Raw genomic sequence first — 23,690 nt, forward strand, 5'->3', positions numbered from 1 at the left:
GTGTACGGGCGGGGCAACCCGTAGGAGTCCGGGGGGTGTTGCCCGCGCGTGCGGGCCTGGTGTGGCCCGTGCGTGCCGGGTGGGTGCCCCTGCCTGTCGGACGGGTGTCCGTGCGTGGCGGCGGGCGCCCGGCTACCAGCCCTTTTCGAAAAGGTGCTTGACCTCGGCGATGCGGTACTCGTCGCGGCGGTACACGGTGCGTCCTGCGGTTCGCTCGGCCCGCAACAGACCGCAGCGGGCGAGGAGTTCGAGGTGTGCGCCCGCCACGGGGACGCTCATCCCGAGCGCGGCGGCGACCGACCCGGGGCTGACGCCGTCCGCTTCCCTGTCGGCGGCCCGGCACGGCGGGGAGGCCCCGGCGGGGTTCTTCATCCACTCCAGGATCTCCAGGCGGTCTTCACCGGCGGGTACCTTCAGCATCTCGTCCCCCTCCGTCGCGGCTTCTGGGGCCACTGTCCCGCGTCCGGAGGTGACGCGTAGGGCCCTTCGGTCCTTTGGCGAGGGCCGAACGGGCAGAAGTGGCCAACAGATCACCCCGGCGGACCCGTGGGACCCCTCAAGGGCCCGGCTGCCCCGGCAGCCGGGCCCTCATACGCTCAGCGGTGACCGAACCAGGCGATGGCCGGAAGGGCCCTGTCGTCGTAGCCGAACAGGGCCTGATTCTCCCAGCCGTTGCCGGACGCCGGGTCCGCGGGGTCCCAGCCGTTGCCGGCGACCGCGGTCCAGGTGGCCTCCCAGTAGAAGACACCGAGGCCGCGGCCGTTCGGGACGGCCTCGACGATGCTCGTCACGTCCCGCATCCACGCGGACTGGCCGGCGGGCGTGGCCGGGTAGCCGGGGACCAGTTCACCGGTCGTGTCGATGATGTCGGTGAGGGAGTCCTCGCTGCCCAGCCGGAACGGGTACGCCGTCTCGGCGACGAAGACCGGCTTGGCGTAGCGGGCCGCCGCGTCGTCCATAGTCGTCTGGAAGTCGGCGAACGAGCCGTGCCAGTACCCGTAGTACGACAGGCCGATGGCGTCGAAGCGCACGCCGTTCGCCACCGCGTTGTCGAACCACCAGCGGGTGCCCGCGAGGTCGCCGCCCTTGGCGAGGTGCAGCGCCACGACGGTGGACGAGGAGACCGCCTTGGCCGCGCTGTACCCGGAGTCGAGCAGCCCCGCGAGCTGGGTCCAGTTGTCCGTCGAGCCCTCGGCCCAGAGCATGCCGCCGTTGATCTCGTTGCCGATCTGCACCATGTCGGCGGTGGTGCCCTGCGCCTTCAGGGAGTTGAGGACGTCGTACGTGTGCTGGTAGACGTCGGTCTTGAGCCGGCTGTACGAATGGCCGGACCAGGCGGCCGGTTTGGTCTGGGCGCCGGGATCGGCCCAGGTGTCCGAGTAGTGGAAGTCGACCAGGAGCTTCATGCCCTGGGCCTTGACGCGCTTGGCGGTCGCGAGGACGTGCGCCTTGTCGTTGTAGCCGTCGGCCGGGTTCACCCAGACCTTGAGGCGGGCGTAGTTCATGCCCCCGGACCTGAGGACGGCGAGGGCGTCGCTCTTGGTGCCCGAGGCGGTCCGGTAGACGCCGCCGTACGCCTCGCTCTTGGCGAGGGAGGAGATGTCGGCGCCCTTCACGGGGACCCCGGTGGAGCCGCGGGTGAAGGCCAGGTCGTCCACGTTGATCCAGTTGCCGGCGTCGGCATCGGAGTAGACGCTGATCGTGCACTGGTTGTTCGTCACGGCGACGGAGGTGACGATCCGGATCCAGCCGCTCGTGGAGACCGGCAGGTCGGTGCGCTGTTCCGCGCCGCCGCAGTTCTTCAGCGCCAGCCGGGCCGCGTTCTGTCCGCCGCCCGAGCGGACCCAGGCGGTCAGGGTGTACGTCCCGTTGGTGAGCCCGGACAGGTACTGGTACGTCTCGACCTTGTAGGCGGCGGACGACCAGTGGGTGAGGCGGTGACCGCCGCTGTGGCCGCCGGACTCGGTGAAGGAGGCGGCGTCGTGGCCGGCCGCCGAGTAGGTCGACCAGCCGGTCGGGGTCGCCGTCCCGGTGCCGTCCGACTCGAAGCCGCCGTTGGTGAGGGTCGCGGCGGCGTGGGCGGGGCCGGCGGGGAGCGTGGTGAGTGCCAGACCCGCGAACAGCGGTATCAGCAGGGTCCGTAGGGCGCGTCTCGCGTGGAACATCGTCGTCCCTTCGACGAAGGCGGGGAGACAGGGAGAGGGCAGTGCCGTGCCGAGGGAGCGGGCACGGCACCGCGGGCCGACCGGATGTCCCCCCGGAATCCGGCCGATGTCTTGGGGATGGTTCGGCCGCCTGGACGGCGCGCGGCCGGGGCGGTCGACACGTCGGCTTGTCGGCAGGTCGTCTTTCGGGCCGGGTGGTGCAGCGCGCCGCCCCGGGCCGGGTCAGCCGTCGAGTCGTACGACCCGGACCGCGCCCGCGGGCACCGGAAGACGGCCGGCCGCGCGCTCGCCGGTGAGCAGTTCGGTGCCGGCGGCGTCCAGCGGCACCTTGGCGTCCGTCGCGGTGTGGTTGAGGGCGAAGAGGTACGTGCCCGACTCCCCGCTGCGGCGCACCACCTCGACGTCGCGCGGCAGGTCGGTGCGGGGCGCGATCCGGGCGTCGTCGGCCGCGCGGCCCAGCACGGCGTCGAGCCCCTGGGCGGCCAGCCGGGTCGAGACGTACCAGGCGGTGCCCTCGCCGAGGCGGTGCCGGGTGACGGCCGGACGGCCCGCGGTGAGTCCGTCGGCGTACGTCCAGACCGTCTCGGCGCCGCGGGGGACGACGAACTCGCTCCACACGTCGCCGGTCAGCTCCGCGCCGTCGGGCCCGGTGATCCGCACCCGGTCCTCTGCGAGCAGGGGCGAGAACTCCTCGACGGTCAGGCCGAGTACGTCCCGCAGCGCCCCGGGGTAGGCGCCCTCGTGCACGGCGTCGTGCTCGTCGACGATGCCGGAGAAGTACGAGACGACGAGGGTGCCGCCGTTCTCGACGTACGCGCGGACGTTCCTGCCCGCGGCCTCCGTCATCAGGTACAGGGCGGGCACGACGACGAGGGGGTAGGCCGACAGGTCGGCTTCCGGGTGGGCGAAGTCGACCGTGAGGTGACGGTCGTACAGCGCCTCGTAGAAGGCGTCGGCGCGCTCGCGTGCGTCGTGGTCCTCGCTGGGCCGCCACTGGAGTCCCTGCGCCCACCAGGACTGCCAGTCCCACAGCATCGCCGCGTCGGCGACCGTGCGGGTGCCCTTCAGCTCGGCCAACGACTCGACTGCGGCGCCGAGTTGGACGACCTCGCGCCACACCCGTGAGTCCGTGCCCGCGTGCGGCAGCATCGCCGAGTGGAACTTCTCGGCGCCGCGCCGGGACTGCCGCCACTGGAAGAACATCGCGCCCTCGGACCCGCGGGCCACGTGGGAGAGGGAGTTGCGGGCCATCTGGCCGGGGGCCTTCGCGGGGTTGCGGGGCTGCCAGTTGACGCCCGAGGTGGAGTGTTCGAGCAGCAGCCAGGGCGCGCCGCCGCCCACCGAGCGGGTGAGGTCGGCGGCCATCGCGAGGTTCACGTGGGTGCGGCGGCCGTCGGTGATCAGGTAGTGGTCGTTGGTGACGAGGTCGACCTCGCGGCCCCAGGCCCAGTAGTCGATGGAGTCGCACTGGCTCAGGGCGGTCATGAAGTTGGTGGTGACGGGGACGCCGGGGGCGAGGCGGTGCAGGATGTCCCGTTCGGCCACGAAGTTCTCGCGCAGTGTGGCGTCGGCGAAGCGCCTGTAGTCCAGCGCCTGGCCGGGGTTGCCGACCGTGGGCGTGACGCGCGGCGGGTCGATCTCCTCGAAGGAGGCGTAGCGCTGGCCCCAGAACGCCGTCCCCCAGGCCTCGTTGACCGCGTCCACCGTCCGGTAGGTCCGGGTGAGCCAGCGGCGGAAGTGCTGCGCGCAGCTCTCGCAGTAGCAGGCGGAGACGGGGACGCCGTACTCGTTGTGGACGTGCCACAGGGCGAGCGCGGGGTGGCCGGCGTAGCGCGCGGCGAGTCGGGTGGTGACGGCGGCGGCGGCCCGGCGGTAGGCGGCGTTGCTGTGGCAGATCGCGCCGCGTGATCCGAACGCGTAGCGGGTGCCGTCGGCGGTGACGGGCAGCGCGTCGGGGTGGGCGCGGTAGAACCAGGCGGGCGGTGCCACGGTCGGCGTGCCCAGGTCGGCACGGATGCCGTTCTCGTGCAGCAGGTCCAGGAGGCGGTCGAGCCAGCCGAACTCGTGGACGCCCGGCTCGGGTTCGAGGAGCGCCCAGGAGAAGATCCCGACGCTCACCATCGTGACGCCGGCTTCGCGCATCAGCCGGACGTCCTCCGGCCAGACGGACTCCGGCCACTGCTCGGGGTTGTAGTCCCCACCGAAGGCGAGCCGGGTGAGGCCCTTCGGGGTGGTCTCCGGCATGGATCTCTCCCGTTTGAGTCGATCAATTGGGAACGTGCACACACATCCCCGGTGGCGAGAGCCCAACATAACCGCACAGCAACAACCATTGACAAGTGTCCGGGATGTTTCTCTACTGTGAACGCTCACAGAAGCATGGCAGGTCGTCCGCAGCAGGCGGAGGCCCAGGTCAGGGGAGAACAATCCATGCCGAACAAGAAGCTCCACCGTCTCGCGGCAGGTACCGCAGCCGTCGCTCTCGGCGCCGGCGCGCTCACCGCCTGCGGCTCGTCGGACGACGGCGCCGAGTCGGGGCCGGTCTCGCTGACGTACTGGACCTGGACACCGGGCATGGACAAGGTCGTCGACCTGTGGAACGAGGGACCGGGCAAGAAGCAGCGGATCCAGGTCACGGTCAAGAAGCAGGCGTCCGGCGACACGCTCGTCACCAAGATCCTCACCGCGCACAAGGCGAAGAAGGCCCCGGACCTGGTGCAGGCCGAGTACCAGGCACTGCCGACGCTGGTCAGCAACGACGCCCTCGCCGACATATCCGCCGACGTGGACGGGGTGAAGAACAAGTTCGCCGACGGCGTCTGGCAGCAGACCACCCTCGGCTCGGACGCGGTCTACGCGATCCCGCAGGACTCCGGGCCGATGATGTTCTACTACCGCGAGGACCTGTTCAAGAAGTACGGCCTGACCGTCCCGACGACCTGGGACGAGTTCGCCGGGACCGCCCGCGCGCTGAAGAAGAAGGCCCCGGACAAGGACCTCACCACCTTCTCCGCCAACGACTCCGGGCTCTTCGCGGGCCTCGCCCAGCAGGCCGGCGCCAAGTGGTGGACCACCTCGGGGGACAAGTGGAAGGTCGGCATCGACGACACGGCGACGCGGAAGGTCGCCGACTTCTGGGGCGGCCTCGTGAAGGAGGGCGCGATCGACAACCAGCCCATGTACACGCCGGCCTGGAACAAGGCGCTGAACACGGGCAGGCAGATCGCCTGGGTGAGCGCGGTGTGGGCACCCGGCACGCTCACCACCGCCGCCCCCGACACCAAGGGCAAGTGGGCCATGGCCCCGCTGCCGCAGTGGTCCGCCTCCGAGGACGTGACGGGCAGTTGGGGCGGCTCCTCCACCGCCGTCACCACGGACTCCGGGCACCGTGAGGCCGCCGCCAAGTTCGCCGCCTGGCTCAACACGGACCGCGACGCGCTGACCGCGCTGGCCAAGGAGGGCGGCATCTACCCCGCCGCCACCACCGCGCAGACCAGCGAGGCGTTCCTGAAGCCGCCGGCGTTCTTCGCCAACCAGCCGGACTTCTACCCGCAGGCCGCCAAGATCGCCGGGACGACCGCCCCCTCCGCCTGGGGACCGAACGTGAACGTCGCGTACACCTCCTTCAAGGACGCCTTCGCCACCGCCGCGAAGAACAGGTCGGACTTCGGCGCCGCGCTGAAGACGATGCAGGACGACACCGTCGCCGACCTCGAGAAGCAGGGCTTCGAGGTCGCCCGGTGAGGACAGCACGCCGCAGGCCGTACGGGGCCCCGGGGTCCTCGTACGGCCCCTCCTCCCCCGCCGCCCCCGTAAAACGCACCCGAAGCGCCCCCTACCTCTTCCTGCTGCCCGCGACCGCCCTGTTCGCCCTCTTCTTCGCCCTGCCCATCGGCTACGCGGTCTGGCTGAGCCTGCACAAGGTGCGGGTCAAGGGCCTGGGCCTGGGCGCCGGCGCCCGCGAGGAGGTCTGGGCCGGGCTCGGGAACTACGCCGACGCGTTCACCGACTCCGAACTCCTCGACGGCGCGCTGCGCGTCCTCGGCTACGGCGCCATCGTGGTCCCGGTCATGCTCGGCCTCGCCCTGCTCTTCGCGCTGATGCTCGACACCGAGCGGGTCCGCCTCGCCCCGGTGACCCGGCTGGCGATCTTCCTGCCGTACGCCATTCCCGGCGTCGTCGCCGCGCTGCTGTGGGGCTTCCTCTACCTGCCCGACGTCAGCCCCTTCTACTTCGTGCTCGACCGGCTGGGCCTGCCCCAGCCCGACCTGCTGGACGGCGGCCCGCTGTACCTCGCCCTGTCCAACATCGCGGTCTGGGGCGGCACGGGCTTCAACATGATCGTCATCTACACCTCGCTCAGGGCGATCCCGGCGGAGGTGTACGAGGCGGCGAGGCTGGACGGCGCCACACCCCTGCAGACCGCCCTGCGGATCAAGATCCCGATGGTGGCGCCCTCGCTGGTGCTCACCTTCTTCTTCTCGATCATCGCGACGCTCCAGGTGTTCAGCGAGCCGACCACGCTGAAACCGCTCACCAACTCCGTCTCCACGACCTGGAGTCCGCTGATGAAGGTCTACCAGGACGCCTTCGGCAAGGGCGACATCCACTCGGCCGCCGCGACCGCGGTGATCATCGCCGTCGCCACGCTCCTGCTGTCCTTCGGCTTCCTGCGCGCCGCGAACTCCCGTGACCAGCAGGAGGAAGCCCGATGAGTTCCCTCGCCGTCCGCGAGTCCGTCCCCGCCGCCGGCACCACGCCCGGGACCGCCCAGGGGCCGCCGCCGCGCCGCCGTATCGCCCTGGTGCCGACGCTCACGCTGGTGCTGGGCGCGGTGTACTGCCTGCTGCCCGTCGCCTGGGTGGTGATCGCGGCCACCAAGTCGGGCAGTGAGCTGTTCTCCACCTTCACGTTCCTGCCCGGCACCGGCTTCACCCAGAACGTCAGGGACCTCGGCGCCTACCGTGACGGCATCTACTGGCGGTGGATGGGCAACTCCGCCCTGTACGCCGGACTCGGCGCGCTCCTGTCGACGGCCGTCTCGGCCGTGAGCGGCTACGCGCTCGCCGTCTACCGCTTCCGGGGACGCGAGGCCGCGTTCAACGTGCTGCTCGCGGGCGTGCTGATGCCACCGGTGATCCTCGCGATCCCGCAGTACCTGCTGCTGGCGAAGGCCGACCTCACCGATTCGTACGCCTCCGTGCTCCTCCCCCTCGTCCTGTCCCCCTACGGCGTGTACCTCGCGCGGATCTACGCCGCCGCGGCCGTTCCCGGTGACGTGGTCGAGGCGGGGCGGATGGACGGGGCGGGCGAGTGGCGCATCTTCACCCGGATCGCTCTGCCGATGATGGTGCCCGGACTGGTGACGGTGTTCCTGTTCCAGTTCGTCGCGGTGTGGAACAACTTCCTGCTGCCGTTCATCATGCTGAGCGACGACGAGCGGTTCCCGATCACGCTCGGCCTGTTCACCCTGCTCGAACAGGGCTCCAACACCCCGGCGCTCTACACGCTGGTCATCACCGGGGCCCTGCTGGCGGTCGTCCCGCTGATCGCCCTGTTCCTGGTGGTCCAGCGCTTCTGGAGTCTCGACCTGCTGTCCGGAGCCGTAAAGTCGTGACCATGAACAACACGGGGGGCAGACGCAGGCCGCCGACGATCCACGACGTGGCACGCGAGGCCGGCGTCTCCCGGGGAACGGTCTCGCGCGTCCTCAACGGCGGCCACTACGTCAGCCCCGCCGCGCAGGAGGCCGTCAACGCGGCCATCCGCAGGACGGGTTACGTCGTGAACCGGCATGCCCGCTCGCTGATCACCGGGCGCTCCGACTCGGTCGGCTTCCTGCTGACCGAGCCCCAGGAGCGGTTCTTCGAGGACCCCAACTTCAACGTGCTGCTGCGGGGCTGCACGCAGGCCCTGGCCGCGCACGACGTCCCGCTGCTGCTGATGCTCGCGGGCACCGAGGACGAACGGCGGCGCATCACGCGGTACATCACCGCCGGCCATGTCGACGGGGTACTGCTGGTCTCCAGCCACTCCGGCGACCCCGTCGCCGAGGAGCTGCGCAGGGCGGGGGTGCCGCTCGTCGCCTGCGGCAAGCCCATCGGGCTGGGGTCCAAGGTGAGTTACGTGGCCGCGGACGACCGGGACGGCGCCCGTGACATGGTGCGCCATCTGCTGTCCCTGGGCCGGCGCCGCATCGGCGTGGTGACCGGGCCGCTGGACACCCCCGGCGGCGTGGAACGGCTCGCGGGCTACCGCGAGGTGCTGACCGAGGCGGGCGTCGAGGCCGACGAGCGCCTCGTCGTGTCCGGCGACTACAGCAGGGCCAGCGGTGAGGCGGGGGCCGAGCGGCTGCTGGCGGTGGCGCCGGACATGGACGCGGTCTTCGTCGCCTCCGACCTGATGGCGCAGGGGGTGCTCGCCGCCCTGCGGCGGGCCGGGCGGCGCGTTCCCGAGGACGTGGCGGTCGGCGGCTTCGACGACTCGCCCGCGGCCACCTCGGCGTCCCCCGCGCTCACCACCATCCGGCAGCCCTGGGACCGGATCAGCGCCGAGATGGTACGGGTCCTGCTCGCCCAGATCGGCGGCGAGGACCCCGCCGCGGTGATCCTGCCGACGGAACTGGTGCGCCGCGACTCCACGTGAGCACGGCCGGCGGCGACCGGTCAGGATCGGAGAAGCGGTCCGCCCCTCCCCCGGCCTAGCGTGGGAGGAGCCGGCGAGGACACGCCGGCTCCACTCGCAGCACGGAGGAGTACGCCATGACCGCCGGCCCCAAGACCATCGTCTACCCCGTCAAGGACCTCTCCCTGACCAAGCCCCTCTTCACCGCCCTCCTGGGAGTGGAGCCGTACGCGGACGAGCCCTACTACGTGGGCTTCCGGACCGCGGACCAGGAGATCGGCCTGGACCCCAACGGCCACGCCAAGGGCATGACGGGCCCGGTCCCCTACTGGACCGTCGAGGACATCAAGGCCACGCAGGCGGCCCTGCTGGGTGCCGGAGCCGAGACGCTCCAGGACGTGCAGGACGTCGGCGGCGGCAAGCTGATCGCCTCGCTGAAGGACGCGGACGGCAACCTGATCGGCCTGATCCAGGAGCCCGCCGGTTCGTAGCGCTCGGGGCGGGCGGATCGTCCGGGGCGGCGCGCTCGGCACGCCGGCCCCAAGTCGTATGCGTCTGCACTAGTTGCATGCTCAATGAATGGCCGGATGTCTGTTACCGTGCATATATGGCAGCCAAGACGACCGGCGCCCGCCTCGAAGAGCAATGGCGGGACATCCTGTCGGTGCACGCGCGCACGATGTGCGAGATCGACCGTGCACTGCATCCCCACGGCCTCGGTGCCAGTGACTTCGAGGTGCTGGACATCCTCGCCACGAGCGCCGCGGCGGACGCGGGCGAGCAGTGCCGCGTGCAGAACATCGCGGGCCGCGTCCACCTGAGCCAGAGCGCGCTGTCGCGTCTCATCGGCCGGCTGGAGAAGGAGGGCCTGGTCGAGCGCACCGTCTGCCAGGAGGACCGGCGCGGAGTGTGGGTCGCCCTCACTCCCAAGGGCCGTGACCTGCACGCCCAGGTGCTTCCGCTCCAGCGGGACGTCCTGGACCGCATGCTGAACGGCTGACGCCGGCAGACCGACGGCCGCGTCCGCCGTATTTGGGACTCCGCCTCGCGGCCGCGTCGGGCCGGGGACAGTCACGGGCCCGGCCGCTCCCCTCCTCGGTGACGGCCGGGCCCGTACGGCTCGCGGCGGTTACGCCCGCGGCCGGGCCAGCAGGGTGCGGACGCCTTCGGAGGTGAGGGTCAGGCCGTGCGGGGAACTGGCGTCGATCGTGAGCGACAGATCGCTGGCGGGCCACTGCGAGGCGAGCGCCCCGAGCGGCACGAGGCGGTAGCGCGAGACCGAGGGCAGCAGCCCCGCCATCTCCACCTCGGAGGTGAACACCGGTACCACCTGCCGACCGCCCGGCTGCTCCAGCACGGGCAGCGCCACGGCCGACGGGTCGACCTCGTCCTCCTCGGCGGCGTCGTCGGGCACGGGAACGAGGACGTCGCTCCCGGCCAGCGTGTCCAGCGCCACCACGTCCTGGGTATCGCGGGCGAGGGTGTCCAGCGCCTCCTGCGCCGGGGTCGCGGGCACGGGCACCGCGGTGAGGTGCTCCGCGGGAGCGGTGTGGTCGTTCGAGGGCTTCTCCATGGCTGATTCCCAGGTAGTACGGACGGGCCACCCGGGACAAGATCACCCCGGGGCGCAACTCCCGTCGCGTACCCGGACACAGCCGGGGCATTCCTGCCCGTACGCGGAACCGGGCCCGGCCGGCCGGCGCGTGACGCGCCGTACGCGGCCGGGCCCGGTTCCCGCCCGTCGGGCCGGACTCCCGCTCAGTACAGCTTGTCGACGGCGGTGACGGTCGTCGCCTTGAAGTCGGTGACCGGGGCGTTCTCGAACGAGCCCAGCTGCGCCCACTTCACGATCGTCACGGCCGTGCCGTCCCGGCCGACCGAGAACAGGCTGATGTCGGAGGCGCCCCAGGAGGTCTCGGTGTGGACGCCGTAGACGTGGGCGCCCTCCTCGACGTTCAGCTTCCCGTAGTACTTCTGCGTCGCCGTCACCTCCGGGTCCTGCTCCATGAGCTGGGCCGCGCAGTTCGCGAGGTCCGCGCGCAGCAGCGCCGCGAAGTCCTTGGCCCGCTTCACACTGCGCTCCTCCACCGTGACCTGGAGGGCGTTGGTGTCGTAGTCGGTCCAGAAGGTGCGGTGGCTGGAGATCGACGGCAGCGCCTGCCCGACGCAGATCGGCAGCGGGTCCGGCTGGCCGGCGGTCACGTCACCGGCGAACCAGGCCGACGACGGGTGCGGCGGCAGTTCGCCCGGCTCCAGGAAGGCCGGCGAGTCGGACGCGGCAGCCGAGGCACTGGCCGGTACGGCGGTCGCCGTCACCGCCGCGCCGACCGCGACGGCGGCCAGGACGAGCTGCGTGCCGCGAGTACGGATGTTCATGGTTCCCCCTGTTGACGGTTCGTCAGAATGCGCGGGTCACACCGGATCATGCCTCCGGTCACCCACCACGCCACGTACGACCCGCGACGGTCCCCGACCGTTGCCCCCTCCCACCGCTACGGATCCGTCCCGTTCGTCACCGGACGGCAACAGACGGGGCGACGGCGTCCGCGTCGGGGTCGCACACCAGCCGGCACGGTACGTTCCGGCGTCCACGGTGGGCCGACGCTTCGAACGTCGCCGAAGTCGTTCCCTGCCGTCGGCGGCCGCCGGAGGAAGGTCCGGGCGAGCGGCACGGGCGTGATCCGGCGGCGGCCGCCGCGGTCGAGGCACTACCGTGCCGACGTGACTCTCTTCTCACATACGTGGGCGGCCCTTCGGGGCGCTGTCGCAGAGCTACGGGACGAGGACTTCGCGCGGCCCTCCGGGTGCGCCGGCTGGCTCGTCCGGGACCTGGTGTGCCATTTGGTCATCGACGCGCAGGACGTCCTGATCACGCTGGTGACGCCCGCCTCCACGGAGCCGACGCGCGACGCCGTGACCTACTGGGAGGTCAGCGGGACACCGCCGACCGGCGACGATCCGCTCGACGCGCTGACCGTCCGGCTGGCCGCGGCGTACGAGCAGCCGGAGCTGCTGCGGTTCCATCTGGACGACGTCGGCTCCGCCGCGGGGCGCGCGGCCGAACTGGCCGACCCCGCCCGGCGGGTGAGCACTCGCGGGGAGGTCCTGACCGCGGGCGACTACCTCTCGGCGTACGTCCTGGAGTGGACGCTGCACCATCTCGACCTCGTGGCGCACCTCCCCGCCGTGGCGGGACCGCCGCCGGAGGGCCTCGCCCGGTCGCGGAAGCTGCTGGAGAGCATCGCCGGGGCCGCCTTCCCCGCCGCCCTCTCCGACACGGACGCGCTGCTGGTCGGCACCGGACGGCGAGCCCCGACCGGCGCGGAGACGGCCGAGTTGGGCGAACTGGGGGCGAGGCTCCCGTTCGTCCTCGGCTGAGGGCCCGGCCGCGCTTGCGGATCGGCGCGGCGGATCCTGCCCGGGGAGCGCGTCCCGTGGCCGTGCGCTCGTCCGCGTCCGGCCCGCGCCGGCGGCGGGGTCACCCGGTGCGGTGGGTGCGGCGCACGACGAGCCCGCCGAGGACCAAGGCCACCGGCGCCAGGAGCAGTGCCACCACGGCCCCCGCGCGCCCGTTACCCGTGCCGAAACCGCCGCTGGAGGTGGCGAGATGGAGCACGGCGAGGGCGATGCCCAGCAGCCCCGTCACGACGGCCACCACCGCCCCGTCCCGCCCGGAGCCGTCGCCCGTCCGTCCGGCGGAGCGGGCCAGCGCGAGTCCGCCGGCGACCACGCCGGTCAGCGCCACCAGTCCGGCCACGACGGCCCCGGTGCGCCCGGAGCCGCTGCCGACACCGCCGGCGGCGACGGAGACGTGCGCGGCGGCAGGACCAGCCGACCCGACGACCGCGAGCAGGGCGGCTCCGGCCGCGCCGAGGACGGCTCGGACGGGGGTGCGGGTTCTCGATGCGTTCATGTGTCTCTCCTCGTGCGCGCCGCCCGCGTCTCGCTGCGGGGGCCCGGGCCGGCCCTCTGGGATGTGGTCCGATCCTTCCGCCCGTCGCACCCGCGGGTCGTCCGGCGGGAGGAGACACTTCGCCCTGCCACCGCCGGGGCGGACGGCTGCCGCGGACGCGGCAGGAGCCGGCGAAGTACTGCGTACGCGGTAGCCGGACGGTCGTCCGCCGGCGGGACTCGCCGGACGGTGGCCTGCGGCTAGGGTGCGCGCATGAGCAGAGGACGGCCCGGGATTCCGGCCGGTGTCAGGGACTGGGTGACCGCCGTAGGCGTCGCCGCGACGCTGCTGGTCGCGGGGCTGTCGGAGCCGCTTCCGGTCGGCGGCACCGCACTTCTGGGCCAGGTGCTGCTGGTGGCGGGCGGCCTGGCGCTGGCCACCGGGCGCAGGGCCCCGGTTCCCGTCCTGGCCGTCACCGGACTGTGCGCCGTGGGGTACCAGGCGGCCGGTTTCGACGTACCGGCCATCGCGTTCCTCTTCGCGGTGTACGCCGCGATGCGGGCGGGGCACCGCCTGGTCACGGTGGTGGCGAGCGTGTCCATGCTGGCGGCTCTCCCGCTCGCGGTCCTGGTCTCGCTGCACGACACCGGTGAGGCGTTCGCGCGGGCCCGGGGCGCCCTGGAGCTGGCCTGGCTGATCGCGGCCGGTGCCGCGGGAGAAGCGCTGCGGCAGGCCGAGAGGCGGGCGGACGAGGCCGAGCGGACCCGGGAGGAGACGGCACGGAGGCGGGCGGACGAGGAGCGGCTGCACATCGCGCGCGAGCTGCACGACTCGCTGGTGCACCAGATCTCGATCATCAAGGTGCAGTCCGAGGTCGCCGTCCACCTCACCCGCAGGCAGGACACCCAGGTGCCGGAGGCGCTGCTGGCGATCCAGGAGGCCTCCCGTGAGGCGAGCCGGGAGCTGCGCGCGACCCTGAGCGCGCTGCGCGACGACGACACGGCACCGCCGCACGGCCTCGCCGACGTCCCGGAGCTGGTGGAACGGGCCCGCAGGAGCGGCCTGGACGCGACGCTGACCATCGAGGGGCAGCGGGACGACGTGCCGGCGGCGGTGGGCCGGACCGTGTACCGGATCGTCCAGGAGTCCCTCACCAACGTCGCCCGGCACGCGGCCGCCGCCTCGGCCGACGTACGGATCGACTGCCGCCCGGAGGCTCTCGCCGTGCGGGTGGACGACGACGGCGGGGCGACGGCGTCCGCCGCCCCGGTGCCGGGCGTCGGGCTGCTGGGGATGCGGGAACGGGTGACCGCACTCGGCGGGCGGCTGCGCGCGGAACCGCGCAGCGGGGGCGGCTTCACCGTGCAGGCCGAGCTTCCCGTGGACGGCACGTCGTGATCCGGGTCCTGCTGGTCGACGACCAGCCGCTCATCCGCAGCGGCTTCCGCGCGCTGCTCGACCTGGAGGACGACATCGTTGTGGTGGCCGAGGCCGCCGACGGGGAGCGGGGGCTCGCCCTCGCCCGCGAGCACCTGCCGGACGTGGCGCTGGTCGACATCCAGATGCCGGTCGTGGACGGCATCGAGGCGACCCGGCGCATCGCCGCGGACCCGGCCCTGGCCGCGGTGCACGTCGTCATCCTGACCAACTACGGCCTGGACGAGTACGTCTTCCACGCGCTGCGGGCCGGCGCGGCCGGGTTCCTGGTGAAGGACATCGTGCCGGAGGACCTGCTGCACGCGGTGCGCGTCGCCGCCCGCGGTGACGCGCTGCTCGCCCCGTCGATCACCCGCACACTGATCAACCGGTACGTCACCCAGCCGCTGCGCACGAGCGTCGGCGCGGGTCTGGAGGAGCTGACCGGACGCGAGCGCGAGGCCGTCGCCCTGGTCGCCCAGGGCCTGTCCAACGACGAGATCGCCGGCCGCATGGTGATCAGTCCGCTGACGGCGAAGACCCACGTCAACCGGGCGATGGGCAAGCTGCGGGCCCGGGACCGCGCCCAACTCGTCGTGCTCGCCTACGAGTCCGGTCTGGTCACCCCGCGCGCCCGCTGACCCCGTGGCCTCCGTCGGGGCCGGCGGCTCAGGCCGCGGTGGCGGTCGTCTGCGCGTCCAGGGCCGCGAGCAGCCAGTCGTGCGCGGACCCCGGCGTCGGTTCCGTCGGGCCGCCCGGCGGGGTGATCACCTCGGCCACCAGTTCCCAGTAGCGGTCGATCCGCGGGTCGGCGGCGAGCTGCCGGGCCAGCGAGCGGCGGAAGTCCGGGGTGTCCCGGGTGCCGTACGCGCTCACGTACGCGGCGACGAAGCAGTCCAGCGCCTCACCCGGCCGGGGTGCCCGGCCCCGACGCAGCAGGGCGCCCGCCAGTTCGTAGGCCTCGGCGAGGCCCGCGTACAGGACCGCGGCCCCGCGGGCACCCGCGGTCCGGTGTGCCTCCGGCTGGGGCCGTCCGGTGCCCGGGCAGGACCCGAGGGTGAGGGCGTTCAGCCGGGCGAAGGCGAGGACCTGGGCCGGCGCCGGGTCGTCGGGCGGCTGCGGGACCGTCGCCTCCAGGAACGCCGCGGTCGAGCGGGCCGGCATCCGCGGCGGCAGCCAGGCCCGCCAGAACCGGGCCAGCGGGGCGGTGCTCGGCGGCACGGTCACGGCGCCGACCAGGAGCAGCCGGTCGGCCCGCTCGTCGGGCGGGGACTCCTGCACCAGCCGCAGGGCCGCCTCCCGCCAGCGCAGGGCCCGAAGGCGGGAGCCGAGCTCGCGCAGCTGCCCGGCGACGGCGTCCTCCAGGGCGCCGCCCGTCGCGGCCGCCCCGTCCTCCTCGTCCAGGATGCGGCGCACCTCTGGAAGGGGCAGGTCGAGAGCGCGCAGGGAGCGGATCAGCCGCAGCCGGTCGAGGGCGTCGGGGCCGTACCGGCGGTGCCCGCCGGCACTGCGGGACGCCTCGGGCAGCAGTCCGCGGTCGGAGTAGAAGCGCACCGTCTTGACGGTGACACCCGCCTGTTCGGCGAGCTCTCCGATGCTGCACAGACCGTCGTGCGACAGGAACACTTGAACCTCCCTCAGGGGGAGTTCCTACGGTACCGGCGGGCGCGGCCGAGTGATCGGGACGGTCCGCCCACCACCAACGGAACGACCTACCGAGGAGAGGACCATGACCGCATTCATCCTGGTGCCGGGCGCGTTCACCGGCCCACAGGTGTGGGAGGAGACGGCGGCACGGCTGGCCGCGGCCGGAGCCGAGGTGCACACGGTGGCCCTCACCGGGCTCGGGGGCCCGCGCGCCGCGACAGGCGCCGTCGTCGACCTGGAGACGCATGTCGCGGACGTACTGGCGGTGATCGACTCGACGGGTCCGGCGGGCGGCCGGGATCTGGTGCTGGTCGGCCACGACTACGGCATCCATCCGGTACGGGGCGCCGCCGACCGCCGCGCCGGGCGCGTCGCACGTGTGGTCCACCTGGACGCGGGGATGCCCCAGGACGGCGTGCCGGCCCTGGCCGCGGTGCCCGACCAGGCCCTGCGCCGGCGCCTCGCGGAGGACGCCGGGGCCGGTGCGGCGGCTGACGGGGCCGAAGGAGCGGACGGAGAGCTGCGCCCCCCGGCCCGCGGGAAGTGGGGGTGCTGGGGCAGCACCGCTGGTCTGTCCGACGCGGCGCTGGACCGGCTCACCGCCCTCGCCTTCCCCCAGCCGCTCGGCACGTTGCTCCAGCCGCTGCGGCTGACCGGCGCCGTGGACGGGGTGCCCAGCACCGGTGTGCTGTGCACGGAGAACGGCGCGAGCATCGAACTGGTCCAGATGCAGGTGGACTTCGGCGATCCCGCGCTGCGGGCGCTCACCGACGAGAAGGTCACCTTCTTCGAACTCCCCACCGGACACTGGCCGATGCTGTCCTGCCCAGCCGAACTGGCCGAGGTCCTGCTGCGGGCCGCCGCCGGTGAGGGGCACCGACTGAGGCCGCCCGGTGCCGCCCAACCACCCCCGCACTTGCGGCCGTTCCTTCTCGACGTGCCCCAACTGCCGCGTGAACGGACCGGGAACGTCGATCTGTACGTTCCCGAGGCCGAGGAACCGCGGCCGGCGGTCGTCTTCGTGCACGGCGGTCCGGTGCCCGCCGGGGCCCGGCCGACGCCCCGGGACTGGCCGACCCTGACGGGGTACGCGCGCTACGCGGCGGGACAGGGAGTGGTGGCTGCGACACTCGACCACCGCCTGCACGGCCTGGACGGCTACGAGCGCGCAGCCGCTGACGTCGCCGCCGCCGTCGAGTTCGTCAGGGCCGATCCGCGGGTGGACGGGGATCGGGTCGCGCTGTGGTTCTTCTCGGGCGGTGGCCTGCTCACGGCGGACTGGCTGGCGGGCCCACCGGCTTGGCTGCGCTGCCTCGCCGCCACCTACCCGGTGCTCGCGCCGCTGCAGGGCTGGGGGCTGACCGACGTCCGCTTCCGTCCGGTGGAGGCGGTGGCGAAGGCGGGCTCACTGCCCGTGGTGCTCACCCGGGCGGGACGCGAACAAGCCGAGATCGCCGCCACCGTGGAGGAGTTCCTGACGGCGGCCGGGCAGTGCGGGGCGGACGTCGAGGTGGTCGACGTACCGCACGGCCATCACATGTTCGAGACGCTCGACCCGACGGACGAGTCACGGGAGGCGGTGCACCGGGCGATGCGTCTGCTTCTGGAACGCCTGAGGTCCTGACGCAGTCCAACTGAGCGCACAAGGAGGGGAGTTGAAGTGCTGGCGGAACGCGCCCGGCATCCGCGGCACGGAAACATCCGCGCTCCAGCCGGTCCCTGATCTCAGCCGGCAGCCGGCCCGACGCGGGCCCAGTCGACGATCAGTTCGGCATCCTGCCGCCTCACGTGTGTGTCGGCGGTCGACGTCAACTCCGGGGCCCGGGGAGTGCGTTGGCTCCGTCACCGTCCCGTGCCCACGGAACCGGCACCGGCCGTCCGTGGGCATGACTCAATGGTCGGCTTTCGGACCGCCCGCGTGGCTCGGCTCGGTCTGCCGCTGCGCATCCTGGTCGCCGTGCCGACGGTCGTGCTGCGCCAGGAGCGACAGCAGGTCCCCCACCGTGAGGTTGGAGTCCGCGGGGTGCCTGAGCAGCGTGCCCGTCTGGATGCGGTACTGGTTGGAGCGTCCCTGCCGGGTGTGGGTGAGGTACCCGTCCTGCTCCAGATCGGAGATGATCTTCTGCACCGCGCGCTCGGTGAGCCGGCAACGGGCGGCGATGTCGCGGATCCGGGTGGTGTGATCCTCGGCGATCGCGGCCAGCACGCGGGCGTGATTGGTGAGAAAGGTCCAGCCCGTATGTGTCTCAGGTACTCCGCCCATGAGCCCAGCATATGGCCAGACATTCGCGTATACAAAAGGGCGAAATACGGTTCACGTATTGTTCTGCGTGCCGCGGATTCGTTCGATGGACGCGCCGACGGGCGTCGGCACGTGTTCTCCGCGGTGACGGGACCGCGCCTCCTCGGACGGCAGGACCCCGGAAACGGCTTGAGCCCTCCGCGCCTCACGGCGTGGAGAGCCCAACGGGGCTACCTTTCCGAACCCCGTACCGTTCGAGTCCCCCTCATGCTCCGCCCCCGTGCGGCGGGTGCTGTCAGGTGCTGCCGGAGCCGCCGCTTCCGAAGGAACCGCTGGAGCCCGACTCCCAGCGGGGACGCGGCTGCTCCTCGTCGGCGGTCCTGCTGCCCGACTGGTGGACCTGCTGGGGCCGCAGCCGCTCGCCCTCGCTCCCGGCCCGCGGGACCTCGTTCGGCTCGCGCGTCTCACGCGTCTCGTGGACGGGTCCGGTCGGGGGAAGCTTCGGCTGCTCCTCGGGCTTCGGGGGCGCTGGTTCGCGGCGCCGCGTCTTGATACCGAGGCGTACGGCCCAGATCAGCGCGCCGGCGATGATCAGACCGCCCACGAAGGCGCCCATCACGCCGAATGCCGCGTCCTTGAAAACAGCCAGTTCGTATCCCGTCGCTTTCATGGCTGCCGGGTACCCCGCAACGGACAAGTAATCCACCTATGTCCCCTGCACGGACCCCCGCTGACCTCTGCCTCTTCGCCGCCGGCCGCCGCCGCCCGCATCGTCGCGCCGCCTCACGCGGACAGGACGCGGACCCCCGGTGCGGTGGCGCCGACGGACCGTACGCGGATCAGATGTCGCGCTTTTCGAGCGGACGGGTGGCGGGACCCTGGACGATCTCGCCGTCGGTGCCGAAACGGGAGCCGTGGCAGGGGCACTCCCAGGCCCGCTCCGCGCGGTTGAAGGCCACGAGGCAGCCCATGTGCGTGCACCGCGCGGAGACGGCGTGCACCTGTCCGCTGTCGTCGCGGTAGACCGCGCAGCGTTTGCCCTCGACCCGCACCACCGCTCCGTCCCCGGGCGCGATGTCGTCCACCGAGTGCGCCGGACCCGACGACAGCCGGTCCCCGAGGAAGTGGCCCGCGACCTTCGCCTGGTTCTTGAGGAACGTCGGTGCCTCCCGCACCGCCGGCAGCAGGCGCCGCGGGTCGTACAGGTCGCTCCACGGCGACTTCTCCCCGCTGATCAGGGTCGCCAGGAGCCGGCCCGCCATGACGCCGCTGCTCATGCCCCAGCCGCCGAAGCCGGTGGCCACGTAGGTGTGCCGGCTGCCCGCGTGCATCGGCCCGACGAGCGGCACGGTGTCGGTGGGGTCGTTGTCCTGCGTGGCCCACCGGTGGGTGAAGTCGAGTGTGCCGAAGTGCTTCGTGGCCCAGCCCGCGAGCCGCCCGAACCGCTCCTCGACGTCGGCGGTACCGGGCGTGAAGTGCTCACCGGTGACGATCAGCAGGCGCTGCCCGTCTCCGTAGGGGGCGGTGCGCACCGAGCGGGTGCCCTGCTCCTGGGTGATGAACATGCCGTGCGGATCGAGCTCGGCCGGGACCGGCGCGGCCAGGACGAGTTCGCGGCGCGGGGAGAGGCGGGTGAAGAGCAGCGCCCGGTCGAAGATCGGGTAGTGCGTGGCGACGACGACGTCCGCTGCCGTCACCGTGGACCCGTTCTCGGTCGTGAGGCGGCAGGGCTCGCCCTCCTTGAGTCCGACGACCCTGGTCTTCTCGTGGATCACCACGCCCTGCCGGCGCAGGTCGTCGGCGAGGGCGAGGAGGTACTTGCGCGGATGGAACTGGACCTGCTCCGTGACCCGCACCGCGCCCGCGACGGGGAATGGCAGTCCCGTCTCGGTCACGTACTCGGCGGGCAGTCCCGCCTCCCGGGCGGCCTCCGCCTCCGCCTTCAGCTCGTCCACGCCGGAGGGGTCCTGCGCGAAGGTGTAGGCGGCCGTGTCCTCCCAGTCGCACGCGATGCCCAGCTCGTCCACGATCCCGGCCGCGTGCCGGATGGCCTCCATCTGCGAGCGGGCGTACAGCCTGGCCCCCTCGGCGCCCCGGGTCTGCCGCAGGCGCGCGTAGACGAGGGTGTGCAGGGCGCTGACCTTGGCCGTGGTGTGACCGGTGACGCCCGCCGCGATGCGGCCCGCCTCCAGCACCGCCACCTTGCGCCCTCGGCGCGCCAGCTCCCACGCCGTGCTGAGGCCCGCGATCCCGGCGCCGATCACGGCGACGTCGACCGTGATGTCCGCGTCCAGGGACGGCTGAAGGTCTCCGGAGGGCGCCGTCTCGATCCAGTACGACTTCTGCTCGTCCGCGTACGTGTTCATGCGGCCCGGGTTCCCCGGCCGCCGAGACCGAAGCGCGGCGACGCCCGGACGGCTCAGTGGCGCGCCGGCTCCGGCGTTTCGCGCTGGTCGGGAAGCTGCGGGTCGAAGGCCGCGTCGGGGTCCGCGACGCGCAGCAGGGCCGACAGGAGACGCCGGGTGTCGGCGATCACGCCTCCCGTGGTGGACGTGAGCCCGCGGCCGGTCCGGGCCGCCGCGGTCAGGCGGCGGTGGGCCGCGGAGGCCCGGGCGAGCGCCCGCCGGGCCTCGTGCGTCCGCGCGTCGTCCGGTCGTCCGCCCTCGCGGAGGTGGTCGTCGAGCAGGCAGGTGTCGCCCGCCGCCCGCAGCAGCGCCGCGAGGGCGTCCCGCGCCTCGGCCGGGAGCGGCGGCCGTACCGCGGCCTCGGTCAGCGTGCGCATGGTCCGCGCGGTGTGCTCGGTGACCTGGTCCCAGACGAAGTCCCAGGCGGCCGGGGGTTCGGTCGGGACGCGGCGCAGTCGGCGCGCCGGGTTGATCCGGTAGCTCTCGGCCGACCAGCGGCGGGCCTCCCGCAGTTCGGTCACCACATCGGTGAGGCGCTGCGCGGACTCGTACCAGCGCCGGGCCTGCTCCGGGTCGTAGTCCGCCGCCAGTTCGTCGGCGGCGTGGTGCAGCAGGTCACCGCAGGAGTGCGGGAGCTGCTCGCGCAGCTGCGTCACGCGCCGCGTGTGGACGGGCGGGAAGACGAGTGCGTTGACCCCGATGCCGATGACCGCGCCGAGGAGGGTCTCCAGGAGGCGGTGGAGGATGTCGGCGCCGGTGTAGGAGCCGTAGACGAGGACGAACAGCGCGGCGGTCGGCGCGTAGAGGCCGTTGCTTCCGAAGCGGGCGTAGTTGCCGAGGAGGACGGTGACGGGGAGGGCCAGGGCCATCGCGGCCATCTCGTTGTGCGTCAGCACTCCCGCTCCGGCGGCCAGAAGTGTGCCCATCAGCACCACCACGAACTGCTGGAGCGCGGACAGCAGGGAGCGGTAGACGGTGTTGTGCATGAGGAAGAGCGCCGTCCAGGGAGCCATCAGCGCCATCGGCGCCTCCCACCACCAGCCGGCCACCGCCCAGGCCAGCACGGCCGCGGCCGCCGCCTTGAGGGACTGCACCGCGGTGTTGCGCTCCGATCCCGCCACCGTGAAGGCCCGGTGCACGGAGCGTCCGATCTCCCCCGCTTCCCAGCGCAGGGTGTGCAGAACGACATGGCGTTCCTTCGCGGCCTTCCGTTCCGTCACCCGCTGTCGCACCGTCCTCCTGTCGTCGTGAATCGCCGGTTGTCAGTCGTCAGTCGTTCTTCGTCGCCCGTCCGCGGCCCGGTCAGGGCAGGGGCGTCCCGCCGGTGGCGTTCATGATCTCCGCGGTGATGAAGCTGGCGTGCTGCGAGGCGAGGAAGACGTACGCGGGGGCCATCTCGGCGGGCTGCGCGGGCCGGCCCAGCGGGGACTGCTTCCCGAACTCGGTCGTGTCCGGCATGGTCGCGGGGATGAGCGGCGTCCAGACCGGTCCGGGGGCGACGGCGTTGACGCGGATGCCGTCACCGGCGACCATCTGCGCCAGTCCCTGCGTGAACGTCACGATCGCGCCCTTGGTCATGGCGTAGTCGAGGAGGTGCGGGCTCGGCTTGTAGGCCTGCACGGACGTCGAGTTGATGATCGAACCGCCCTCGGGGATGTGCGGCAGGGCCATCTTGCAGAGCCAGAACATGCCGTACAGGTTCGTGCGCACGACCCGGTCGAACTGCTCCGTCGAGATGGCGGAGATCCCGTCCGGCTGGGACATCTGGTACGCGGCGTTGTTCACCAGGACGTCGATGCGGCCGAACTCCGCGACCGCGCGTTCGACCAGCCGACGGCACTGCTCCTCGTCGCGGATGTCGCAGGGCACGGCGACCGCCTTGCGCCCGGCCTCCTCCACCAGGCGGGCGGTCTCGCGGGCGTCCTCGGCCTCCTCGGGCAGGTGCGTGAACAGGACGTCCGCGCCCTCGCGGGCGTAGGCGAGCGCCACCGCACGGCCGATGCCGGAGTCCCCGCCGGTCACCAGTGCCTTGCGGTCCGCCAAGAGGCCGCTGCCCCGGTAGGACTCCTCGCCGTGGTCCGGCGGCGGGTCCATGGGGCCGGTCCAGCCGGGGTGCTGCTGTTCCTGCTGCGGGAAGTCGGGCTGCGGGTGCTTGTCGACGGGGTTCTGCTGCCCGTGGTCACTCATGGGGTGCTGCCTTTCTCGCTCTGGGGGAAGCGTGGCGCGTACGCCTGGTCGTGGGTGCCCAGCGGACGGTGGTCCACACGTCAGCCGACGGTGTGGCCCTGGAGCGGGGCGGTGTCCGCCCCCGCGCCGCGGCGCATGCCCGCCAGCAGTTCCTCCAGCGCCTCGACGGCGGTGTGCCGGGGCTGCCAGCCGAGCACGGTGCGGGCGCGTGTGCAGTCCAGCAGCGGCACCCGCAGCACGGCGTCGAAGAGCTGCGGCGAGGCCGGCAGGAGGTGCAGCGCCCACGCCGCCGCCAGTCCGGTGCGCGCGACCGGGCTCGGCAGGCGCACGGGCCTGGCATCGAAGAGCTCGCCGAGGACCTTGGCGTCGAGCGGCGGGTCGGCGGCGATGTTGAAGGCACCGCGTACGTCGCCCAGCGCCGCGAGACGGTACGCCTCGGCCGCGTCGTCCGTGTGCAGCGCCTGGAAGCGGAGCCCTGGGATGTCGGGCACGACGGGCAGCGCCTCGGGCCTCATCAGGGGGCCGGGCAGGAAGCGGCCGCCGAAGATGCGGCGCTGTTCGCTGGCGGACTCCCGCTTGAACAGGAACGCGGGCCTCATCCGCACGACGCGTGTCTCGGGGTGGTCGCGCTCGAAGGTGTCGAGGACGCGCTCCAGGTAGGCCTTCTCGCGGGTGTACGCGGCTCCGGGCCAGCCGTGGGTGGGCCAGGACTCGTCGACGGCACGGTCGTCGGGGCCGGGCGAGTACGCCCCGACGGACGAGGCGTGGACGAGCGCCGGGACGCCGGCTGCCGCGACGGCCTCGAAGACGCGGGCGCTGCCCAGGACGTTGGTGCGCCACGTGACGGCCGGGTCCCGGGCGGGCTGGAACTTCCAGGCGAGGTGGACGACGGCGTCCGCGCCGCGGAACAGCTCGACGGGGTCGGTGTCCTCTTCCAGGTCCACCGCGTGCCACGTCGTGCGGGGCGGCGACCAGTCCGGGACCCGGCGTGCCAGGCCCACCACGGAACCGATCTCGGGGTCCTCGCTGAGCAGGCGCACCACGCTGGTGCCGACGTTGCCGGTGGCTCCGGTGACGACGATCTTCTTGCCGGGTGAGTCCGTCACGTCGTG

23 protein-coding genes are annotated in these 23,690 nt (G+C 72.7%); 10 read left to right on the forward strand and 13 right to left on the reverse strand.

Translation table 11 applies throughout. From position 1 onward, the window contains the following. Positions 1 to 132: 132 nt before the first annotated feature. The 3 genes from ACZ4VA_RS11965 to ACZ4VA_RS11975 all read right to left on the reverse strand — a co-directional run bounded on the left by ACZ4VA_RS11965 (position 133) and on the right by ACZ4VA_RS11975 (position 4,409). A complete protein-coding gene (locus ACZ4VA_RS11965) occupies positions 133 to 420 on the reverse strand; it encodes an ArsR/SmtB family transcription factor (RefSeq protein WP_355793314.1) in 288 nt (95 codons plus the stop codon). Between the two features lie 176 nt (positions 421 to 596). Beyond that, positions 597 to 2,165 carry a glycoside hydrolase family 53 protein gene (locus ACZ4VA_RS11970; RefSeq protein WP_355793315.1) on the reverse strand — a complete coding sequence of 523 codons (1,569 nt, stop codon included), beginning with the start codon at positions 2,163 to 2,165 and terminating at the stop codon, positions 597 to 599. Between the two features lie 222 nt (positions 2,166 to 2,387). Beyond that, a complete protein-coding gene (locus ACZ4VA_RS11975; protein ID WP_356165615.1) occupies positions 2,388 to 4,409 on the reverse strand; it encodes a beta-galactosidase in 2,022 nt (673 codons plus the stop codon). Positions 4,410 to 4,595: 186 nt separating this feature from the next. On the opposite strand from ACZ4VA_RS11975, the gene ACZ4VA_RS11980 reads away from it, so the two are divergent. The 6 genes from ACZ4VA_RS11980 (at position 4,596) to ACZ4VA_RS12005 (ending at position 9,789) form a co-directional block, all read left to right on the forward strand. Next, the gene (locus ACZ4VA_RS11980) at positions 4,596 to 5,909 is read left to right on the forward strand and encodes an extracellular solute-binding protein (RefSeq protein WP_468081031.1); all 1,314 of its coding nucleotides are present in this window, start codon (positions 4,596 to 4,598) and stop codon (positions 5,907 to 5,909) included. After that, positions 5,906 to 6,880, forward strand: coding sequence for a carbohydrate ABC transporter permease (locus ACZ4VA_RS11985; protein WP_388904640.1), 975 nt, complete (start codon positions 5,906 to 5,908; stop codon positions 6,878 to 6,880). The genes ACZ4VA_RS11980 and ACZ4VA_RS11985 overlap by 4 nt, the downstream gene beginning before the upstream one ends. Beyond that, positions 6,877 to 7,782, forward strand: coding sequence for a carbohydrate ABC transporter permease (locus ACZ4VA_RS11990; RefSeq protein WP_356165621.1), 906 nt, complete (start codon positions 6,877 to 6,879; stop codon positions 7,780 to 7,782). Before ACZ4VA_RS11985 ends, ACZ4VA_RS11990 begins: the two co-directional genes overlap by 4 nt. Further along, entirely contained in the window at positions 7,779 to 8,810 is a 1,032-nt protein-coding gene (locus tag ACZ4VA_RS11995; RefSeq protein WP_468081034.1) for a LacI family DNA-binding transcriptional regulator, read from the forward strand. The genes ACZ4VA_RS11990 and ACZ4VA_RS11995 overlap by 4 nt, the downstream gene beginning before the upstream one ends. Positions 8,811 to 8,926: 116 nt before the next feature. Beyond that, entirely contained in the window at positions 8,927 to 9,280 is a 354-nt protein-coding gene (locus tag ACZ4VA_RS12000; RefSeq protein WP_355787459.1) for a VOC family protein, read from the forward strand. Between the two features lie 116 nt (positions 9,281 to 9,396). After that, entirely contained in the window at positions 9,397 to 9,789 is a 393-nt protein-coding gene (locus tag ACZ4VA_RS12005) for a MarR family winged helix-turn-helix transcriptional regulator (protein WP_389389239.1), read from the forward strand. Between the two features lie 129 nt (positions 9,790 to 9,918). Here the strand turns inward: ACZ4VA_RS12005 and ACZ4VA_RS12010 are convergent, their stop codons facing one another. Together ACZ4VA_RS12010 and ACZ4VA_RS12015 are read right to left on the reverse strand one after the other, a co-directional pair. Further along, entirely contained in the window at positions 9,919 to 10,362 is a 444-nt protein-coding gene (locus ACZ4VA_RS12010; RefSeq protein WP_355787454.1) for an SseB family protein, read from the reverse strand. 185 nt (positions 10,363 to 10,547) lie between these two features. Then, on the reverse strand, positions 10,548 to 11,165 hold the full coding sequence (locus tag ACZ4VA_RS12015; RefSeq protein WP_355787451.1) for a hypothetical protein: 618 nt from the start codon (positions 11,163 to 11,165) through the stop codon (positions 10,548 to 10,550). 345 nt (positions 11,166 to 11,510) lie between these two features. Here ACZ4VA_RS12015 and ACZ4VA_RS12020 point away from each other — a divergent pair, with 345 nt between their 5' ends. Further along, on the forward strand, positions 11,511 to 12,167 hold the full coding sequence (locus ACZ4VA_RS12020; RefSeq protein ID WP_355787448.1) for a maleylpyruvate isomerase N-terminal domain-containing protein: 657 nt from the start codon (positions 11,511 to 11,513) through the stop codon (positions 12,165 to 12,167). A gap of 100 nt (positions 12,168 to 12,267) precedes the next feature. On the opposite strand, the gene ACZ4VA_RS12025 is transcribed toward ACZ4VA_RS12020, so the two are convergent. After that, the gene (locus ACZ4VA_RS12025) at positions 12,268 to 12,702 is read right to left on the reverse strand and encodes a DUF6223 family protein (RefSeq protein WP_389389236.1); all 435 of its coding nucleotides are present in this window, start codon (positions 12,700 to 12,702) and stop codon (positions 12,268 to 12,270) included. A 252-nt stretch (positions 12,703 to 12,954) separates the two neighbouring features. On the opposite strand from ACZ4VA_RS12025, the gene ACZ4VA_RS12030 reads away from it, so the two are divergent. Both ACZ4VA_RS12030 and ACZ4VA_RS12035 read left to right on the forward strand, forming a co-directional pair. Beyond that, positions 12,955 to 14,079, forward strand: a complete 1,125-nt coding sequence (locus ACZ4VA_RS12030) for a sensor histidine kinase (protein WP_356165634.1) — start codon at positions 12,955 to 12,957, stop codon at positions 14,077 to 14,079. After that, positions 14,076 to 14,738 (forward strand): response regulator transcription factor, encoded by a 663-nt coding sequence (locus ACZ4VA_RS12035; protein WP_356165636.1) that lies wholly within the window; start codon positions 14,076 to 14,078, stop codon positions 14,736 to 14,738. The genes ACZ4VA_RS12030 and ACZ4VA_RS12035 overlap by 4 nt, the downstream gene beginning before the upstream one ends. 28 nt (positions 14,739 to 14,766) lie before the next feature. Here the strand turns inward: ACZ4VA_RS12035 and ACZ4VA_RS12040 are convergent, their stop codons facing one another. Further along, positions 14,767 to 15,723: a MerR family transcriptional regulator gene (locus tag ACZ4VA_RS12040; protein ID WP_356165639.1), complete on the reverse strand. Its 957-nt coding sequence runs from the start codon at positions 15,721 to 15,723 to the stop codon at positions 14,767 to 14,769. A 103-nt stretch (positions 15,724 to 15,826) separates the two neighbouring features. Between ACZ4VA_RS12040 and ACZ4VA_RS12045 the strand changes: the two genes are divergently transcribed. Further along, positions 15,827 to 17,368: an alpha/beta hydrolase gene (locus ACZ4VA_RS12045; protein WP_452920498.1), complete on the forward strand. Its 1,542-nt coding sequence runs from the start codon at positions 15,827 to 15,829 to the stop codon at positions 17,366 to 17,368. A 267-nt stretch (positions 17,369 to 17,635) separates the two neighbouring features. Here the strand turns inward: ACZ4VA_RS12045 and ACZ4VA_RS12050 are convergent, their stop codons facing one another. The 6 genes from ACZ4VA_RS12050 to ACZ4VA_RS12075 form a co-directional block, all read right to left on the reverse strand. Further along, on the reverse strand, positions 17,636 to 18,007 hold the full coding sequence (locus ACZ4VA_RS12050) for a helix-turn-helix transcriptional regulator (protein WP_356165645.1): 372 nt from the start codon (positions 18,005 to 18,007) through the stop codon (positions 17,636 to 17,638). A 274-nt stretch (positions 18,008 to 18,281) separates the two neighbouring features. Then, a complete protein-coding gene (locus ACZ4VA_RS12055) occupies positions 18,282 to 18,656 on the reverse strand; it encodes a DUF6479 family protein (protein WP_356165648.1) in 375 nt (124 codons plus the stop codon). Positions 18,657 to 18,825: 169 nt separating this feature from the next. Further along, on the reverse strand, positions 18,826 to 20,352 hold the full coding sequence (locus ACZ4VA_RS12060; RefSeq protein WP_355786821.1) for an FAD-dependent oxidoreductase: 1,527 nt from the start codon (positions 20,350 to 20,352) through the stop codon (positions 18,826 to 18,828). A 53-nt stretch (positions 20,353 to 20,405) separates the two neighbouring features. Next, positions 20,406 to 21,611, reverse strand: a complete 1,206-nt coding sequence (locus tag ACZ4VA_RS12065; RefSeq protein ID WP_468081040.1) for an FUSC family protein — start codon at positions 21,609 to 21,611, stop codon at positions 20,406 to 20,408. Positions 21,612 to 21,693: 82 nt separating this feature from the next. Next, entirely contained in the window at positions 21,694 to 22,578 is an 885-nt protein-coding gene (locus tag ACZ4VA_RS12070; RefSeq protein WP_355794429.1) for an SDR family oxidoreductase, read from the reverse strand. A gap of 80 nt (positions 22,579 to 22,658) precedes the next feature. Further along, the gene (locus ACZ4VA_RS12075) at positions 22,659 to 23,684 is read right to left on the reverse strand and encodes an SDR family oxidoreductase (RefSeq protein ID WP_468081043.1); all 1,026 of its coding nucleotides are present in this window, start codon (positions 23,682 to 23,684) and stop codon (positions 22,659 to 22,661) included. Positions 23,685 to 23,690: the final 6 nt, after the last annotated feature.

This window comes from Streptomyces sp. NPDC028308 (assembly GCF_055565855.1).

Bases quoted from the DNA above. Each gene is read 5' to 3' on its own strand.
- ACZ4VA_RS11975 (WP_356165615.1), bottom strand. From the start codon at position 4,409: ATGCCGGAGACCACCCCGAAGGGCCTCACCCGGCTCGCCTTCGGTGGG.
- ACZ4VA_RS12015 (WP_355787451.1), bottom strand. From the start codon at position 11,165: ATGAACATCCGTACTCGCGGCACGCAGCTCGTCCTGGCCGCCGTCGCG.
- ACZ4VA_RS11990 (WP_356165621.1), top strand. From the start codon at position 6,877: ATGAGTTCCCTCGCCGTCCGCGAGTCCGTCCCCGCCGCCGGCACCACG.
- ACZ4VA_RS12045 (WP_452920498.1), top strand. From the start codon at position 15,827: ATGACCGCATTCATCCTGGTGCCGGGCGCGTTCACCGGCCCACAGGTG.
- ACZ4VA_RS12030 (WP_356165634.1), top strand. From the start codon at position 12,955: ATGAGCAGAGGACGGCCCGGGATTCCGGCCGGTGTCAGGGACTGGGTG.
- ACZ4VA_RS11980 (WP_468081031.1), top strand. From the start codon at position 4,596: ATGCCGAACAAGAAGCTCCACCGTCTCGCGGCAGGTACCGCAGCCGTC.
- ACZ4VA_RS12005 (WP_389389239.1), top strand. From the start codon at position 9,397: ATGGCAGCCAAGACGACCGGCGCCCGCCTCGAAGAGCAATGGCGGGAC.
- ACZ4VA_RS12050 (WP_356165645.1), bottom strand. From the start codon at position 18,007: ATGGGCGGAGTACCTGAGACACATACGGGCTGGACCTTTCTCACCAAT.
- ACZ4VA_RS12070 (WP_355794429.1), bottom strand. From the start codon at position 22,578: ATGAGTGACCACGGGCAGCAGAACCCCGTCGACAAGCACCCGCAGCCC.
- ACZ4VA_RS12025 (WP_389389236.1), bottom strand. From the start codon at position 12,702: ATGAACGCATCGAGAACCCGCACCCCCGTCCGAGCCGTCCTCGGCGCG.
- ACZ4VA_RS11970 (WP_355793315.1), bottom strand. From the start codon at position 2,165: ATGTTCCACGCGAGACGCGCCCTACGGACCCTGCTGATACCGCTGTTC.
- ACZ4VA_RS12060 (WP_355786821.1), bottom strand. From the start codon at position 20,352: ATGAACACGTACGCGGACGAGCAGAAGTCGTACTGGATCGAGACGGCG.
- ACZ4VA_RS12000 (WP_355787459.1), top strand. From the start codon at position 8,927: ATGACCGCCGGCCCCAAGACCATCGTCTACCCCGTCAAGGACCTCTCC.
- ACZ4VA_RS11965 (WP_355793314.1), bottom strand. From the start codon at position 420: ATGCTGAAGGTACCCGCCGGTGAAGACCGCCTGGAGATCCTGGAGTGG.
- ACZ4VA_RS12055 (WP_356165648.1), bottom strand. From the start codon at position 18,656: ATGAAAGCGACGGGATACGAACTGGCTGTTTTCAAGGACGCGGCATTC.
- ACZ4VA_RS12010 (WP_355787454.1), bottom strand. From the start codon at position 10,362: ATGGAGAAGCCCTCGAACGACCACACCGCTCCCGCGGAGCACCTCACC.